10 protein-coding genes and 1 pseudogene are annotated in these 16,216 nt (G+C 69.0%); 7 read left to right on the top strand and 4 right to left on the bottom strand.

The window, feature by feature from the left end; genetic code table 11:
* Positions 1-177 precede the first annotated feature (177 nt).
* The 6 genes from ACFQ6S_RS31810 (at position 178) to ACFQ6S_RS31835 (ending at position 10,222) form a co-directional block, all read left to right on the top strand.
* Positions 178-1,464: a recombinase family protein gene (locus ACFQ6S_RS31810; RefSeq protein WP_383417424.1), complete on the top strand. Its 1,287-nt coding sequence runs from the start codon at positions 178-180 to the stop codon at positions 1,462-1,464.
* Positions 1,442-3,475, top strand: a complete 2,034-nt coding sequence (locus ACFQ6S_RS31815; RefSeq protein ID WP_383417426.1) for a thioredoxin domain-containing protein — start codon at positions 1,442-1,444, stop codon at positions 3,473-3,475. Before ACFQ6S_RS31810 ends, ACFQ6S_RS31815 begins: the two co-directional genes overlap by 23 nt.
* A 210-nt stretch (positions 3,476-3,685) precedes the next feature.
* Positions 3,686-4,963: a glycosyltransferase gene (locus ACFQ6S_RS31820; RefSeq protein WP_383417428.1), complete on the top strand. Its 1,278-nt coding sequence runs from the start codon at positions 3,686-3,688 to the stop codon at positions 4,961-4,963.
* Positions 4,960-6,609, top strand: coding sequence for an ArnT family glycosyltransferase (locus ACFQ6S_RS31825; protein WP_383417431.1), 1,650 nt, complete (start codon positions 4,960-4,962; stop codon positions 6,607-6,609). The genes ACFQ6S_RS31820 and ACFQ6S_RS31825 overlap by 4 nt, the downstream gene beginning before the upstream one ends.
* Positions 6,606-7,808, top strand: a complete 1,203-nt coding sequence (locus ACFQ6S_RS31830; RefSeq protein ID WP_383417433.1) for a glycosyltransferase — start codon at positions 6,606-6,608, stop codon at positions 7,806-7,808. Before ACFQ6S_RS31825 ends, ACFQ6S_RS31830 begins: the two co-directional genes overlap by 4 nt.
* A complete protein-coding gene (locus ACFQ6S_RS31835) occupies positions 7,805-10,222 on the top strand; it encodes a galactose oxidase-like domain-containing protein (protein WP_383417435.1) in 2,418 nt (805 codons plus the stop codon). Before ACFQ6S_RS31830 ends, ACFQ6S_RS31835 begins: the two co-directional genes overlap by 4 nt.
* 2 nt (positions 10,223-10,224) lie before the next feature.
* On the opposite strand, the gene ACFQ6S_RS31840 is transcribed toward ACFQ6S_RS31835, so the two are convergent.
* The 4 genes and pseudogenes from ACFQ6S_RS31840 to ACFQ6S_RS31855 all read right to left on the bottom strand — a co-directional run bounded on the left by ACFQ6S_RS31840 (position 10,225) and on the right by ACFQ6S_RS31855 (position 13,910).
* The gene (locus ACFQ6S_RS31840; RefSeq protein WP_383417437.1) at positions 10,225-10,953 is read right to left on the bottom strand and encodes a Mut7-C RNAse domain-containing protein; all 729 of its coding nucleotides are present in this window, start codon (positions 10,951-10,953) and stop codon (positions 10,225-10,227) included.
* Positions 10,954-10,986: 33 nt separating this feature from the next.
* On the bottom strand, positions 10,987-11,616 hold the full coding sequence (locus ACFQ6S_RS31845; RefSeq protein WP_383417439.1) for a TetR/AcrR family transcriptional regulator: 630 nt from the start codon (positions 11,614-11,616) through the stop codon (positions 10,987-10,989).
* Between the two features lie 5 nt (positions 11,617-11,621).
* Positions 11,622-13,037: pseudogene (locus ACFQ6S_RS31850) on the bottom strand (MFS transporter).
* Between the two features lie 126 nt (positions 13,038-13,163).
* Positions 13,164-13,910, bottom strand: a complete 747-nt coding sequence (locus tag ACFQ6S_RS31855; protein WP_383417441.1) for a hemolysin III family protein — start codon at positions 13,908-13,910, stop codon at positions 13,164-13,166.
* A gap of 340 nt (positions 13,911-14,250) precedes the next feature.
* Between ACFQ6S_RS31855 and ACFQ6S_RS31860 the strand changes: the two genes are divergently transcribed.
* Entirely contained in the window at positions 14,251-16,074 is a 1,824-nt protein-coding gene (locus ACFQ6S_RS31860) for a phosphoenolpyruvate carboxykinase (GTP) (protein WP_383417444.1), read from the top strand.
* Positions 16,075-16,216 lie beyond the last annotated feature (142 nt).

The raw sequence follows: 16,216 nt of genomic DNA on the forward strand, positions 1-16,216 counted from the left end.
TGCCTATGAGTGTCCTTCGGGGGAGGCCTGAGCGCGAGAGGGGCGACGATCATCGAACCGGGTTCCGTGACCTCGAGAGTGGATCGCTCGTTTCTGTGAGTGTCGAGCGAATTGTCGATTACGGGGGGCGTTGTGAGCCACCATGCCGCACGAGACTCGAGTGGATTGATTCCGGTTGTGTCCTACGCGCGTACGTCGGAGGACTCCCGGCAGCGTGATGGGCACGGTGTGCGCTATCAGTTGCGGATCAACGAGCGGACCGCTCATGAACAGGGTTGCATCGTCATCGCCGCGTACAGCGACAACGGTCGCAGCGCATCCAAGGCGGGTGTGGCACGGCCTGGATTCGACCGGTTGGTCGCGGACCTGGCGCTTGGGCATACCGACAGCGGGCAGCGGATGGAAGGTGTCGTCTGTGTCGCGGACGACCGGCTGTATCGCCGCCCGGAGGATCTGGCCCGGTTCTTCGCCGCGTTGACCAGTCGGCCAGGGCGCATCCACGTCGATCCGCGGGGTATTCGGAATCCGTACTCGCAGGAGGGGCTCTTGCAGGCGGTGCGATCACTGGACGCGGCGGCGACGGAATCACGAGCCAGGAGCCGACGGGTGGCGGACTGGCACTGGGCGCGTGCCGCCGAAGGTGTACCGCACAGCGGGCCGAGGCCCTTCGGCTGGCGGGCGGACAGGATCACACTGCATCCCGAAGAGGCGCAGCTCGCTGTGCAGGCGATCAGCGACCGCATCGCGGGGAAAGCGGGGGCCATCGCGGCGGACTGGTGTGATCTCGGGATCACGGGCACCCGTGGCGGCAGACCCAGCGCGCAGACCGTCACGCAGATCATCACCGCGCCGAGGGTCTGCGGCTATCGGGCCAACCGAGGCGAGTTGCTGTTGATCCCGGAGACGGGGCAGCCCGTGCGGGGGCAGTGGGAACCCTTGGTGATGCCGGATCAGTGGCGCGCGGTGTGCGCCACTTTCTCGCCCGGGAGCCTGTATCTCCACAGGGGAAGTGGCGCTCCCGGACGGACGGGGCAGAAGCGGACGGCCCCCCGCCACCTGGCTACCGGCTTTCTTCGCTGTGGGGCACAACGACGCGACGGCTCGATGTGCCGCGGTGCGCTGTGCGCCCAGAAAGGGAGGAGCAAGAAGAGCCCGTACGTCTACACGTGCCGAAACTGTGGTCGATGCAGCATCAGCGGGCCGCTGGCTGACGAGGCTCTTGAACGGCTGGTCTTCTCCGAGCATCGAGGAGTGGCGGGGCCGTCACAGCTCGTGTGGGACCGGTGGAGGTCCGGGGAGATGGGGCTCGACGAGAAGAGGCAGGTCGTCGCGTCCGTCATCACGCGCTGCATCGTCCGCCCCGGGACGAAGGGAGCCGCTTCCTGGGATCACTCGCGGGTGGAACCACTGTCGGAGCACCCCGGTCAGGCAGGATGGGAGTATGCCGAACCGACTGGCCCATGAGACCTCGCCGTATCTCCTTCAGCACGCCGACAACCCCGTCGACTGGTGGCCTTGGTCGGAAGGGGCCTTCGCGGAGGCACGGCGGCGAGGGGTTCCCGTACACCTGAGCGTCGGGTATTCCAGCTGTCATTGGTGTCATGTCCTGGCTCGCGAAAGCTTCGAGGACGAAGCAGTCGCTGCCTACATGAACGAGCATTTCGTCAACATCAAGGTCGACCGCGAAGAACGCCCCGACGTGGACGCCGTCTACATGGAAGCCGTCCAGGCGGCCACCGGCCAGGGCGGCTGGCCCATGACCGTCTTCCTCACCGCGGACGCCGAGCCCTTCTACTTCGGCACCTACTTCCCGCCCGCCCCCCGCCAGGGCATGCCGTCCTTCCGGCAGGTGCTGGAGGGTGTGCGCAGTGCCTGGACCGATCGGCGGGACGAGGTCGCCGATGTGGCGGGGAAGATCGTGCGGGATCTCGCCGGGCGGGAGATCTCCTACGGCGGGCCCGAGGCGCCCGGTGAGCAGGAGCTGGCGCAGGCGCTGCTCGGGCTCACCCGGGAGTACGACGCGCAGCGGGGTGGGTTCGGAGGGGCGCCCAAGTTCCCGCCGTCCATGGTCATCGAGTTCCTGCTGCGGCACCATGCGCGGACCGGGGCCGAGGGTGCTCTGCAGATGGCGCAGGACACCTGTGAGCGGATGGCGCGGGGCGGCATCTACGACCAGCTCGGCGGCGGCTTCGCGCGGTACTCCGTCGACCGGGAGTGGACCGTGCCGCACTTCGAGAAGATGCTGTATGACAACGCCCTGCTCTGCCGCGCCTACGCCCACCTCTGGCGCGCCACCGGCTCGGAGTCGGCCCGGCGGGTCGCGCTGGAGACCGCCGACTTCATGGTGAACGAACTACGCACCCCCGAGGGCGGCTTCGCCTCCGCGCTGGACGCCGACAGTGACGACGGGACCGGCAAGCACGTCGAGGGCGTGTACTACGTCTGGACCCCGCAGCAGCTGCGCGAAGTCCTCGGTGACGACGACGCCGAGCTCGCCGCCCGTTACTTCGGCGTCACCGAGGAGGGGACCTTCGAGCAAGGGGCCTCCGTTCTCCAGCTCCCGCAGCAGGACGGGCTGTTCGACGCCGAGAAGATCGCCTCGATCCGGGAGCGCCTCCTCGGGGAGCGCGCCACCCGCCCCGCCCCCGGCCGTGACGACAAGGTCGTCGCCGCCTGGAACGGCCTGGCCGTCGCCGCCCTCGCCGAGACCGGCGCGTACTTCGACCGCCCCGACCTGGTGGACGCCGCGCTCGGCGCCGCCGATCTCCTCGTCCGGTTGCATCTCGACGACCACGCCCGGATCGCCCGTACCAGCAAGGACGGCCGGCTCGGCGCCAACGCGGGCGTGCTGGAGGACTACGCCGATGTCGCCGAGGGCTTCCTGGCGCTCGCCTCCGTCACCGGCGAGGGCGTCTGGCTGGACTTCGCCGGGTTCCTGCTCGATCACGTGCTCGCCCGCTTCGTCGACGAGGAGTCCGGTGCCCTCTACGACACCGCCGCCGACGCCGAGCGGCTGATCCGCCGGCCGCAGGACCCCACCGACAACGCCGCCCCCTCCGGCTGGACCGCGGCGGCCGGCGCCCTGCTGAGCTACGCCGCGCAGACCGGTTCCGAACCCCATCGCACCGCCGCCGAACGGGCGCTGGGTGTCGTCAAGGCCCTCGGCCCGCGCGTCCCCCGCTTCATCGGCTGGGGTCTGGCGGTCGCCGAGGCCAACCTCGACGGGCCGCGCGAGATCGCGATCGTCGGAGCGGGCCCCGACGACAAGGCGACAAAGGCCTTGCACCGTACGGCACTTCTGGGCACGGCCCCCGGAGCGGTCGTGGCGGTGGGGACTGCGGACAGTGACGAACTTCCGCTCCTCGCCGACCGGCCTCTCGTCGGCGGTGAACCGGCCGCGTACGTCTGCCGTAACTTCACATGTGACGCCCCGACGACCGATCCGGAGCGACTGCAGGCGGCTCTGCGGAGCTGACGAGGCGAAACGGAAGCGGAGGGCGTCATTTCGTGTGCCCAAATTGGGTGTGTGTTCGGATAGTTCGCGCTTTCCGCCGCACCGTTCCGAAACAAGCTATTTATCGGAACAGCCCTCACGCTTCACAGTTCCCCCCTAATCTCTCCACAGTGACGCGACTGGTGTGACTCACCGTCGCGACAGGGGGCATTGGGGATCTGGGGGGATCTGTTGCTGACGTCTGTCTTCATAGCCGTCGTCTCGCTGGCCTTGTTCTGGATGGCGGCTTTCACCTTGTGGTGGCAGATGCACGCGTGGCGTACGCCCGAGGTGCTCGCTTCCACCCGGTTCAGCAGACCGGACGGCGGCGAGCATGTGTCGTTCTCGCTGCTGTTGCCGGCCCGGCACGAGCAAGCCGTGCTGGACCACACCATCCAGCGACTGCTGGAGTCCACACACACCGACTTCGAGATCATCGTCATCGTCGGGCACGACGACCCGGAGACCACGGAGGTGGCCGAGAAGGCCGCGGCACGTGACCCGCGCGTCCGCGTCGTCGTCGACACCCACGAGAAGAAGAACAAGCCGAAGGCCATGAACACGGCGCTGCCGCACTGCCGCGGCGATGTCGTAGGGGTCTTCGACGCCGAGGACCAGGTCCATCCCGAGCTGCTCGCGCATGTGGACCATGCCTTCCGCACCACCGGCGCGCACGTGGTCCAGGGCGGGGTCCAGCTGATCAATTTCCACTCCAGCTGGTACAGCCTGCGCAACTGCCTGGAGTACTTCTTCTGGTTCCGTTCCCGGCTGCATCTGCACGCGCAGAAGGGGTTCATCCCGCTGGGCGGCAACACCGTCTTCGTACGGACGGATGTACTCAGGGAAGCCGACGGCTGGGACCCCAACTGTCTCGCCGAGGACTGCGACCTGGGCGTACGGCTGTCCAGCGTCGGCAAGAAGGTCGTCGTCGCCTACGACTCCGACATGGTGACCAAGGAGGAGACGCCCGGCAGCCTCATGTCGCTGCTCAAGCAGCGCACCCGCTGGAACCAGGGCTTCCTTCAGGTGTACCGGAAGAAGGACTGGAAGCAACTGCCCACGTTCGGGCAGCGGTTGCTCGCCCGCTACACGCTCACCACACCGTTCCTTCAGGCATTCACCGGCCTGATCATTCCGCTGAACGTGGCCATCGCGCTCTTCCTCGACGTGCCGGTGAGCGTCGCCTTCATCACCTTCCTGCCGGCCGTCACCGCGCTCGTCACCTTCGTCTTCGAGGTCGTCGGACTGCACGACTTCGGCAAGCAGTACGGGCTTCGCGTCCGCTTCGGCCACTACGTGAAGCTGATCGTGGGCGGCCCCTTCTACCAGGTGCTCCTCGCCGGAGCCGCCCTCCGCGCCGTATGGCGTGAGCAGCGCGGCCAGAACGACTGGGAGCTGACCACCCACGTAGGCGCGCATCTCGCCGACGCCGAAGTGACCCGAGACCTCCGAGAGGACGTCCCCGCGTGACCTCCACACTTCCCGCGGTGACCACTCCGAAGGTCCCCGCGCAGCGCCAACCTGCGCCCATCGCGCGTCCGACCGGTCGAACGACCCCGCCGGTACGGCTCCGTTCGTCCCGGCCCGACCTCATCCTGTGCGGCGTACTCCTCGTCGCGATCCTCGTCGTACAGGGCTGGAACATCGCCGACTACCCCACCCTCAGCGACGACGAGGGCACCTACCTCGCCCAGGCCTGGTCCGTCCAGGAGGGACGGGGTCTCGCCCACTACACGTACTGGTACGACCACCCGCCCCTCGGCTGGATCCAGCTCGCGCTGCTGACCTGGATACCGGCCGCGCTCAGCCCCGAGTCGATGACCGTCGGCACCATGCGCGCCGCGATGCTCGTCATCAGCGCGATCAGCGCGGTCCTCGTCTATGTGCTGGGGCGGCGGCTGTCCCTGCCGCGCTGGGCGGCCGGGCTCGGCATGGTGCTGTTCGGGCTCTCGCCGCTGTCGGTCGTGCTCCAGCGGGAGATCTTCCTCGACAACCTCGCGGTGATGTGGACGCTGCTCGCGTTCGCCCTCGCCGCCTCGCCGAGCCGTCACCTCTGGCATCACTTCGGCGCCGGGATCGCGGCCGCCACGGCCGTACTGACCAAGGAGACGATGCTCTTCGTCCTCCCCGCGGTCCTCGTCACCATGTGGCGGCACAGCCACCGCGACACCCGCAAGTTCGCCCTGACCGGCGCCGTCACCGCGTGCGTGCTGATCGGCCTGTCCTACCCCCTGTTCGCCCTGCTGAAGGGCGAGTTGTTCCCGGGCAGCGGGCATGTCTCGCTGTGGGACGGCATCAAGTACCAGATGACCAGGCCCGGTTCGGGCTTCATCCTCGACCAGGGTTCCGGCTCCTGGGGCGTCCTGCAGTCGTGGCTCTACTACGACCGCGTCCTGATCGTCGGCGGCCTCGCGGGCGCGTTGCTGCTCCTGTTCACCTGGCGCTGGTCGGTCACCGCCCGTGCCCTGGCCGGGCCGTCGTTCGCGGTGGCGATCCTCGCCCTGGTGGCGATGCGCCCGAGCGGCTACCTGCCCGCCATGTACGTCATCCAGGCACTGCCGTTCCTGGCCCTCGTCCTCGCCGGAGGAACGGCCTCCGTCGCCCACGCCGTGCTGCGGCGATGGCGGTCCGATGCCGAGCACCGGTATCTGACGGGCGGACGGTACGCCCTCGCGGCCGTGCTTGCGATCTCCGCCGGCGCCTATGTCGTGCCGCGCTGGTACGACGGCGACCGCACCGCCGTGACCGCCGACGCCAACGCGCCCTACCAGGCGGCCTCGAAGTGGCTGGCCGACGAGGTGGAGGACCCCGAGGACACCCGCGTTCTCGTCGACGACGCGCTGTGGCTGGACCTGGTGCACGCCGGGTACGAGCCGGGACGCGGCGTCATCTGGTTCTACAAGGCGGACCTCGACCCCGCCGTGACCAAGACGATGCCGCGCGGCTGGAAGGACCTCGACTACGTGGTCGCCTCGCCGACGGTCCGGCGCGACGCGGTCGACCTGCCCAACGTCAAGGCGGCCATCGAGCACTCGAAGCCGGTCGCGGTCTTCGGCAGCGGCGAGGACCGCATCGAGATCCGCCAGATCCAGACAGCCGCCGGAGGCGTGCGATGACCCAGGAATACACCGCCCCCGAGGAGCTGGGCGATCCGGCCGTGGAGGCCGCCGAGGTGGCCGAGCCGGGGGCCGTCACCATCGTCGTACCGACCTTCAACGAGTCGGCGAACGTACGGCAGTTGCTGCATCAGATCACCGAGTCGGTGCCGTCCCGGCTGCCCTGCGAGGTCGTCTTCGTGGACGACTCCACCGACGACACCCCGCAGGTCATCAAGGAGGCCGCGCAGGACTGCCCGTTCCCCGTCACCGTCATCCACCGCGACGAACCGGTCGGCGGGCTGGGCGGCGCCGTCGTCGAGGGGATGAAGGCGGCAGGCTCGGACTGGATCGTCGTCATGGACGGCGACTGCCAGCACCCGCCGTCCCTGGTCCCGGACCTGGTCGCCACGGGCGAGCGGGCGAACGCCGGACTCGTGGTCGCCTCCCGGTACATCAAGGGCGGCAGCCGGGCCGGGCTCGCGGGCAGCTACCGGGTGGCCGTGTCGCGGATGGCGACCTGGCTGACCAAGTCGCTCTTCCCGCGCCGGCTGCACGGCATCAGCGACCCGATGAGCGGTTTCTTCGCGATCCGCCGCAGCGACATCACCGCGGAGGCGCTCAAGCCGCTCGGCTACAAGATCCTGCTGGAGCTGGCGGTCCGCAGCCGCCCGCGCACGGTCACCGAGGTGCCGTTCGTCTTCCAGGAGCGGTTCGCGGGGGAGTCCAAGTCCACGGCGGCGGAGGGCCGGCGCTTCCTGCGTCACCTCGCCGGGCTGCGTACGGCCGACCCGCTGTCCCGGATGGTGGTGTTCGGGCTGATCGGGCTCACCGGGTTCGTGCCGAACCTGGCCGCGCTGTGGGCGATGACCGAGGCGGGGCTGCACTACCTGCCCGCGGAGATCGTCGCCAATCAGTTCGGCGTGGCCTGGAACTTCCTGCTCATCGAGAAGCTGCTGTTCCGCGACCGGCGCCAGCACCGGCACTGGGCCGACCGCACCGTCCGGTTCGCGCTGCTCGCCAACGCCGACCTGGTGCTGCGCATCCCGCTGATCGCGCTGCTCGTCGGGCAGTTCGGGCTGGCCGTGCTGCCCGCCACGGCACTGGCCCTGGTCGTCACCTTCGTCCTGCGCTTCGTCGGAACCGAGGCGCTGGTCTATCTGCCGAGCCGTCGTTCAGGTCGGCGGCCCGGGAGCCGCACCGCAAGGAGAGCCGCATGACAAAGCGCCTCGTCAGCAAACACCGAAGAAGGACCGCACTGGTCGGGGTGGGCGCCCTGACCGCCGGTCTGCTCCTCACCTCGCCCCAGTCCGCCTCCGCCGCCAACCTCATCAAGAACCCCGGCTTCGAGACGGCCGGCGGCGACGACATGCCCTACTGCTGGAAGAAGTCCGGCTGGGGCGACAACGACTTCACCTTCGAGACGACGACGGACGCCCACAGCGGCTCCAAGGCGATGAAGGTGTCACTCACCCGCCGCGTCGAGGGCGACCGCAAGGCGCTCATCACCGAGTCCGCCGAGTGCGCGCCGGTCGTCACGCCGGGCAAGCAGTACGACCTGGGGCTCTGGTACAAGTCGACCACCCCCGACACCTCGGTCACCCTCTTCCGGCACGACGCCACGGCGGGCTGGCAGTACTGGACCGACCTCAAAACGCTGGAGATGGCGGCCGGCTGGACCGAGGCGACGGTCCGCACCCCCGAGGTGCCCGCCGGCACCGACCGGATCGCCTGGGGCGTCTCCGTCTACGGCACCGGCTCGGTCACCACCGACGACTACACGATGGACCAGGTCGCCGACATCGTCCCCGACCCGGTGTGCACGGGCACGGCGGAGCAGTGTGCGAACGGCCGCTGGGACGTGCTGCCCACCCAGAACCCGGTGCGCTCCATGCACTCCGTCGTCCTGAACAACGGCAAGGTGCTGTTGATCGCCGGCTCCGGCAACAGCGAGGAGATGTTCGAGGCGGGCACGTTCACCAGCGCGGTCTACGACCCGCAGAACGGCACGTACAAGCAGATCCCCACGCCCAAGGACATGTTCTGCGCCGGCCACGTCCAGCTCGAGGACGGGCGTGTGCTCGTGATGAGCGGCAACAAGGCGTATCCGGTGCCGGGAGGGCACGGCTACGAGGGCTACAAGGACTCGTACATCTTCGACCCGGTCACCGAGACCTACAGCAAGACCAACGACATGAACGACGGTCACTGGTATCCGTCGGCCACCATCCTCGGCAACGGTGACGTGATCTCCTTCGGCGGTCTGAAGGAGGACTCGTCCGGTTCGGTCACCGCGGAGCTGTGGTCGGACGCCGAGCAGAAGTGGCTGGAGCTCTGGAAGGTCAACCAGACCTGGTCGTACTGGGGTCTGTACCCGTCGATGATCCTGATGCAGGACGGCCGCCTCTTCTACTCCGGCAGCCATGTCTTCGGCAACAACATCCCGGGCACCGGCTCGGCGGTCTACGACTACGGCGCGAACACGGTCACGCAGGTCCCCGGACTGCAGAACAAGGACGAGCGCGACCAGTCCGCGAGCGTGCTGCTGCCCCCGGCCCAGGACCAGAAGGTCCTCACCATCGGCGGCGGCAACATCGACTCCAACCCGAACGCGAACCGTCTCACCGACGTCATCGACCTCAAGCAGCCCAACCCGTCCTATGTCGCGGGACCGCCGCTCCCGCAGGGCACCGTCGACCTCGGGAACGGCAAGGTCCCGCAGACCGGCAACCAGGGCAAGATGTACGTCTCCGCGGTGCTGCTGCCCGACGGCAAGGTCCTGGAGACGGGCGGCGCGCTGCACAACCGGGCCGACCCGGTGTACGAGTCGTCGCTCTACGACCCGGCGACCAACACCTTCGACCCGGTGGCGGCCGACCCGGAGGAGCGCGGCTACCACTCCTCGGCGTTCCTGCTGCCCGACGGACGCGTGATGGCCACCGGCGACAACCCGGGCAACGGCAGCTGGAACCACGACGTGTCGATCTACACCCCGCCCTATCTCCTCAAGGGCGAGCGCCCGACGATCACTTCGGTGATCGACACGGAGTGGACGTACGGCGACACCCAGCGGATCACCGTCGACCGGCCCATCGCCAAGGCCGAGCTGATCCGCCCGGCCGCCGTCACCCACTCCTCCGACCCGAACCAGCGGTTCGTGGACCTGCCGCTGTCGGTGGACGGCAACAACATCGACCTGAACGTGACGAGCAACCCCAACCTGGCCCCTCCCGGCTGGTACATGCTCTTCGCGGTCGATGCCAACGGCGTGCCGTCGGTGGCCAAGTGGGTGCACCTTGAGGGCCCGCAGGCGCTCAGCGCCACGGACTCCTCCGCGCATGTCCACGACTTCGCCGACAACCTCAAGGGCAAGGTCACGGGCCCGGGCAAGAAGCGCACCTCGCAGAAGGTCAGCCCGACCGTCTCCGGCTGCGACCGGCACTACGGCTCCGTCAACGTCTGCGTCCCGACGGACTTCCCGCCGACCGTGAAGGCGACGACGAAGTCCCGCTGCGACTGGCTGAAGAAGAACGACTACGGCCGTCTGAAGGTCAACGGCAAGGACGACCCGCTGCGGCTGGACCCGAACCGGGACGGGATCGCCTGTGGGAAGGGTGATGTGAGCAAGCGTTAGTCTCAGCTCGCGTAGTCGGCGAGGGCGCGCTCCACGATGGCCACCAGCTGTTCGTGGTGCGCGCCCTTCCAGTACGCCCGCTTGCACCGGGTGCACTGCGCGAACACGTCGTACGACCGCTGTGTCCCGCCCTCCAGCTGGTCGGCGACCTCCTCCTTGGTGGCCTCCTTGAGCAGGCCGTTGCAGGCGGTGCAGCGGGTCCAGGGGCGCAGCTCGGGGCGGAACCGGTCGAGGATGTCGCGGAGTTGGTCGTCGGGACGGGTGCTGTAGACATACGCGCCGGCCCACAGCTCGCGGCGCCGCAGCAGACCGCGGTCACGGCTCACCATGACCCGCTGCTGGGCGGCCGAGCGGGCGGCGAGCGCCGGGTCGCCGATGTCCGTCGACTCGTAGTCGGTGTCCACGCCGAGCAGACGCATCCGCCGGGCGAGGGTGCCGAGGTGGACGTCGAGCAGGAAGCGCAGGGGAGCGCCGGGCACCTGCTGGGGGCGCTCGACGGGCAGTACCGAGACGGACTCGGCCGCCGCCGGGATGTGCGACACCCGTACCGCTTGGCCGTCCACGACCAGCGCGCCGACCTCGGTCAGCGGGACGCCGAGGGACTCGACGACATGGCCGAGGGTCGAGACACCGTCGGTGGTGACCTGGGCGGTACCGCCCTCGCGTCGGCCGTTGGGCAGGAACTGGCGGAGTTCGGGGGCGAACTCCACGTGGATCTCGGGACCGTTCACCTGGTCAGCATGTCACGGCCCGGGGTCCGCGTTTCAGGTGTTTTTCGCGGGAAGGCCGTGTTCGATGACATCCAGGGCGCGGTCGAGCAGGTCGTGGAGGTCGTCCTCGAAGTCGTTCTCGGCCCAGTACAGGGTGATCTCCACGAGGCCGCCGATGAGGGACATCGTGAAGACCCGCACCTCGAAGCTGTCCCGTGCCCGGCCGGTGCGCTCGGCGATGGCGTCGCCGAGCATCCGGCCGGTGACCGACATGCTCTCCAGCATCCGCGACCGCACCGCGGGGACCTGGACCATCAGGTGCGAGCGCAGCCGCACGGCCTCGGGATCCTCTTCCGTCGCGGCGCCGATGGCCAGCTTCATGACGTACCGCAGGGACTCCATCCACGGCTCGTCCGCCGGCCGCTTGCGCAGCTCCTGAAGCAGGATCGGGTCGTACTCGTCCGTGAGGACGATGTCCTCCTTGGTGGGGAAGTAGCGGAAGACCGTGGACGGCGACACCTCGGCGCGCTCGGCGATCTGCTCGATCGTGGTGGCGTCGTAGCCCTGCTCCTCGATGAGCGCGTACGTCGCGTCGCGGATCGCCGTCCGGGTCTTGATCTTCTTCCGTTCACGAAGCCCCGGCTGGGGACGGTCGGGCAGGGAAGAGCGGCGTGCGGGGGTCATGGAGGTCATTGTCCGGCATCGGCCCGCTGCGCAGCCATGTCCGGGGTCCCCCGGCGCTCCGCATCGGGGGTGCCCGGCAGGAACGCGGCGGCCAGCAGCGCGACGACGAGGGCGGCGATGCCGCACACCACCAGGACGACGCCCATGCCGTGGACGTACGCGCTGTTGGCGGAGGCCGCGAGCTGTGCGGAGCCCGCCCGTTCGGCGACGAGGTGCGCCGCGACCACGGACTCCCCGGCGGTGTCGGCGGCACGCGCGGGCAGTCCGGTGACGTCGAGCCGGTCCCGGAAGACACCGGAAAGCAGGTTGCCGAGCAGCGCGATGCCGATGCCGATCGCGCCGCCGACCTGACGCAAGGTCATCAGCAGGCCTCCGCCTCCCCCACTGCCTGAATGGCGTGGGGGGACCCCCAGCCGGCGCGGTCGCGGGGCAGGGCGCTCAGGCCGCCGTTCATGGCGGGGATGAGCGAGAGGCCGAAGCCGAGGCCGGTGATGGTGAGCCACAGCGCGACGAATCCGTAGCCGGAGTCCACGGTCGTACGGCTGCCGAGGAGCCCGGCGAAGGCCAGTACCACCAGGCCCGCGCTCACCGCGGCACGCGCACCGAAGCGGGCGACGACCCGCGGCGCGAGGCGGGAGGCGAGAAGCAGTCCGCCCATCATCGGCAGCAGCCGCACGCCGGTGCCCAGGGCATCGTGGCCGAGGACGGCCTGGAGGTAGGGGGCAGCACGAACAGCAGGCCGGTCAGGACGAACGTCACCAGGGTCGCGGCGATGGTGTTGAACAGGAAGCCGAGGTGGGCGAGCAGGGTCATGTCCAGCATGGGGCGCTCGAACCTGCGTTCGCGTATCACCAGCGTGGCGATCAGGAGCACGGCCGCCCCGAGCATGCCCAGTACCAGCGGGTCGCCCCAGCCCCGGGTGGGCGCCTCGGTGATCCCGTAGACGAGGGCGCCGAGCCCGGACGCGGCGAGTGCCGTCGAGAGGGTGTCGACCTTGGGGGAGGCGGGATCCTTCGTCTCGGGGAGCAGGAAGAGGCAGGCGGCGATGCCGATCGCGGAGGCGGCGGAGGTGATGCCGACGGCCTTGGTGCGCTCCTGAGGGCCGAACAGCGTGGGGAGCGCCGACAGTGAGAGCGGGGTGACCAGGGCCGCGCCGACGCCCATCACCGCTCGTGCGGCGATCATCGCGTTCACGTCGCCGGCCAGCACACCGGCCAGCGACCCGGCGAGGAAGATCCCGAGCCCGGTGATCAGCATCCGCCGGCGCCCGAACCAGTCGCCGAGCAGGCCAGCGGGAAGCATCGGAGCGGCGAAGACGACGAGGTACGCGTCCGCCATCCTCCCCCAGTGCTAAACGCCTGGGGGGACCCCAGCGCGGCGAAGGCCCACCAACGGCGAGGGTCTGGAGTGACAGTTTCCATGAAATGGAAGTAACTCTCAAAATATAGTCACTGCCAATGGGTATCCGCTGTCGGCATGGTGGATCCACTGCGGGCATACGAAAAGGGCCACGGCTCGAAGCCGTGGCCCTTGGTGTGCTGGAGCGGTTACCCGTGCTGGTACGCCACCAGGGAGATCCCCACGTAGTGCACGACGAACGCGGCGAGGGTGAGGGAGTGGAACACCTCGTGGAAGCCGAACCAGCGCGGTGACGGGTTGGGGCGCTTGATGCCGTAGATCACGCCACCCGCGCTGTACAGGAGGCCGCCGACGATCACCAGGACCAGCACCGCGATGCCGCCGGAGCGCATGAAGTCGGGCAGGAAGAAGACGGCCGCCCAGCCCATCGCGATGTAGCAGGGCGTGTACAGCCAGCGCGGGGCGCCGACCCAGAAGACCCGGAAGACGATGCCGGCCAGCGCGGCCGCCCAGATGCCCCACAGCAGCCACTGGCCCTTGGCCCCCGGCAGGAGCAGCATCGTCAGCGGCGTGTAGGTGCCCGCGATGATCAGGAAGATGTTGGCGTGATCCAGCCGGCGCAGGATGCCGTCCATGCGCGGACTCCAGTTGCCCCGGTGGTACAGCGCGCTCACGCCGAACAGCAGGCAGGCCGTGAGGACGTAGATCCCGCAGGCGAGTCTGCCCCGGGGTGAGTCCGCGAGGGCCGTGAGCACCAGGCCGGCGACGAGCACCGCCGGGAACATGCCGAGATGCAGCCAGCCCCGGAGCTTGGGCTTGATCTCCTCCGAGAGCTGCTGGGCGTGGTGCGCGATCTGATGCGGCAGCGAGGGCGCGCCGGAGCCGCGGCCGGCGGCCGGCGTGTCCGAAGGTGCGTCGGGGACGGGCGCAGTCATGCCCTGCATCGTACCTACGGAACCGTAAGTTACGTATCAGGGCGGCCAGATGGGCACCCATTAGTGGCCATCGTCTCACGGGGTACCCGGCAGGGCGCACCAGGGGTGAAGCGGTGGTGACGCATCGAAAACATCTCGATGAGTGGCGATGCTCACGCCGCTCACCTGTGACGCCCTCTGGACATATGGGCAGACCCGTCGGATGATCAAATGAGTGCGGTCGGCACCGGATGAGCGCGGAGATCGAAAAACGGATCCAGCCCGCGAAGCATCCGGGTCGCGGCCCCCACGGGGCGTACAAGGGCATATTCAGGACAAAATCCCTCACTTAGGAGCAACCGTGGCGCGCGACATCGCGGCTCCCCCCGTCGTCCCCACCAACCACCAGGAGCTGATCTCGTGGGTCAACGAGATCGCTGAACTGACGCAGCCGGACAGCGTGGTCTGGTGTGACGGATCCGAGGCCGAGTACGACCGGCTCAGCGAGGAGCTCGTCGCGAAGGGCACCTTCAAGAAGCTCGACCCGATCAAGCGCCCCAACTCGTACTACGCGGCCTCCGACCCGACCGACGTCGCCCGCGTCGAGGACCGGACCTTCATCTGCTCCGAGAAGGAGGAGGACGCCGGCCCGACCAACCACTGGAAGGACCCCGCCGAGATGCGGGAGATCTTCGCCGGTGACAAGGGCGTCTTCCGTGGCTCGATGCGCGGCCGGACCATGTACGTCGTCCCGTTCTGCATGGGCCCCCTCGGCTCGGACCTCTCCGCGATCGGCGTCGAGATCACCGACTCCGCCTACGTCGCCGTCTCCATGCGCACCATGACCCGCATGGGACAGCCCGTCCTGGACGAGCTCGGCTCCGACGGCTTCTTCGTGCGTGCCGTGCACACGCTCGGAGCGCCGCTGGAGGCGGGCGAGCAGGACGTGCCCTGGCCGTGCAACAGCACCAAGTACATCTCCCACTTCCCCGAGACCCGCGAGATCTGGTCCTACGGCTCCGGCTACGGCGGCAACGCCCTGCTCGGCAAGAAGTGCTACGCCCTGCGCATCGCCTCCGTGATGGCCCGCGACGAGGGCTGGCTGGCCGAGCACATGCTGGTCCTCAAGCTCACCCCGCCGCAGGGCGAGGCCAAGTACGTCGCCGCCGCCTTCCCGTCGGCCTGCGGCAAGACCAACCTCGCCATGCTGGAGCCCACGATCTCCGGCTGGACGGTCGAGACGATCGGCGACGACATCGCCTGGATGCGCTTCGGCGAGGACGGCCGCCTGTACGCCATCAACCCCGAGGCCGGCTTCTTCGGCGTCGCGCCCGGCACCGGTGAGCACACCAACGCCAACGCGATGAAGACCCTGTGGGGCAACTCCGTCTTCACCAACGTCGCCCTCACCGACGACAACGACATCTGGTGGGAGGGCATGACGGAGGAGACCCCGGCTCACCTCACCGACTGGAGGGGCAACGACTGGACGCCCCGGTCGGAGGTCCCGGCCGCCCACCCCAACGCCCGCTTCACCGTCCCCGCCTCGCAGTGCCCGATCATCGCGCCCGAGTGGGAGGACCCCAAGGGCGTGCCTATCTCGGCGATCCTGTTCGGCGGCCGCCGCGCCACCGCCGTACCGCTGGTGACGGAGTCCTTCGACTGGAACCACGGCGTGTTCCTCGGTGCCAACGTGGCGAGCGAGAAGACCGCGGCCGCCGAGGGCAAGGTCGGCGAGCTGCGCCGCGACCCGTTCGCGATGCTGCCCTTCTGCGGCTACAACATGGGCGACTACATGGCCCACTGGGTCGACGTGGCCAAGGACAAGGACCAGGCGAAGCTCCCGAAGATCTACTACGTCAACTGGTTCCGCAAGAACGACGAGGGCAAGTTCGTCTGGCCCGGCTTCGGCGAGAACAGCCGCGTCCTGAAGTGGATCGTCGAGCGCCTCGACGGCAAGGCCGAGGGCGTCGAGACCCCGATCGGCATCCTGCCGGCCAAGGGCGCGCTGGACACCAAGGGCCTCGAACTGGCCGACTCCGACCTCGACTTCCTCCTCACCGTCGACAAGGAGATCTGGCGCGAGGAGGCCGCGCTCGTCCCCGACCACCTCAACACCTTCGGCGACCACACGCCGAAGGAGCTGTGGGACGAGTACAACGCGCTGGTGCAGCGCCTGGGCTGAGCACAGCCCCCCAAGACGCCGCGGCCGGCTCCGATCGTGCCCTGACCAGCTACATCGTCACGGCCGGCCGCGGTGACAGCACCCCAGACCGGCGAGGTTCCGTACAACGGCGTACGGGGCTCTGGGCCTGTCGTGGTCATTC

Source organism: Streptomyces sp. NPDC056479 (assembly GCF_042795335.1).
Lineage (GTDB): Bacteria > Actinomycetota > Actinomycetes > Streptomycetales > Streptomycetaceae > Streptomyces.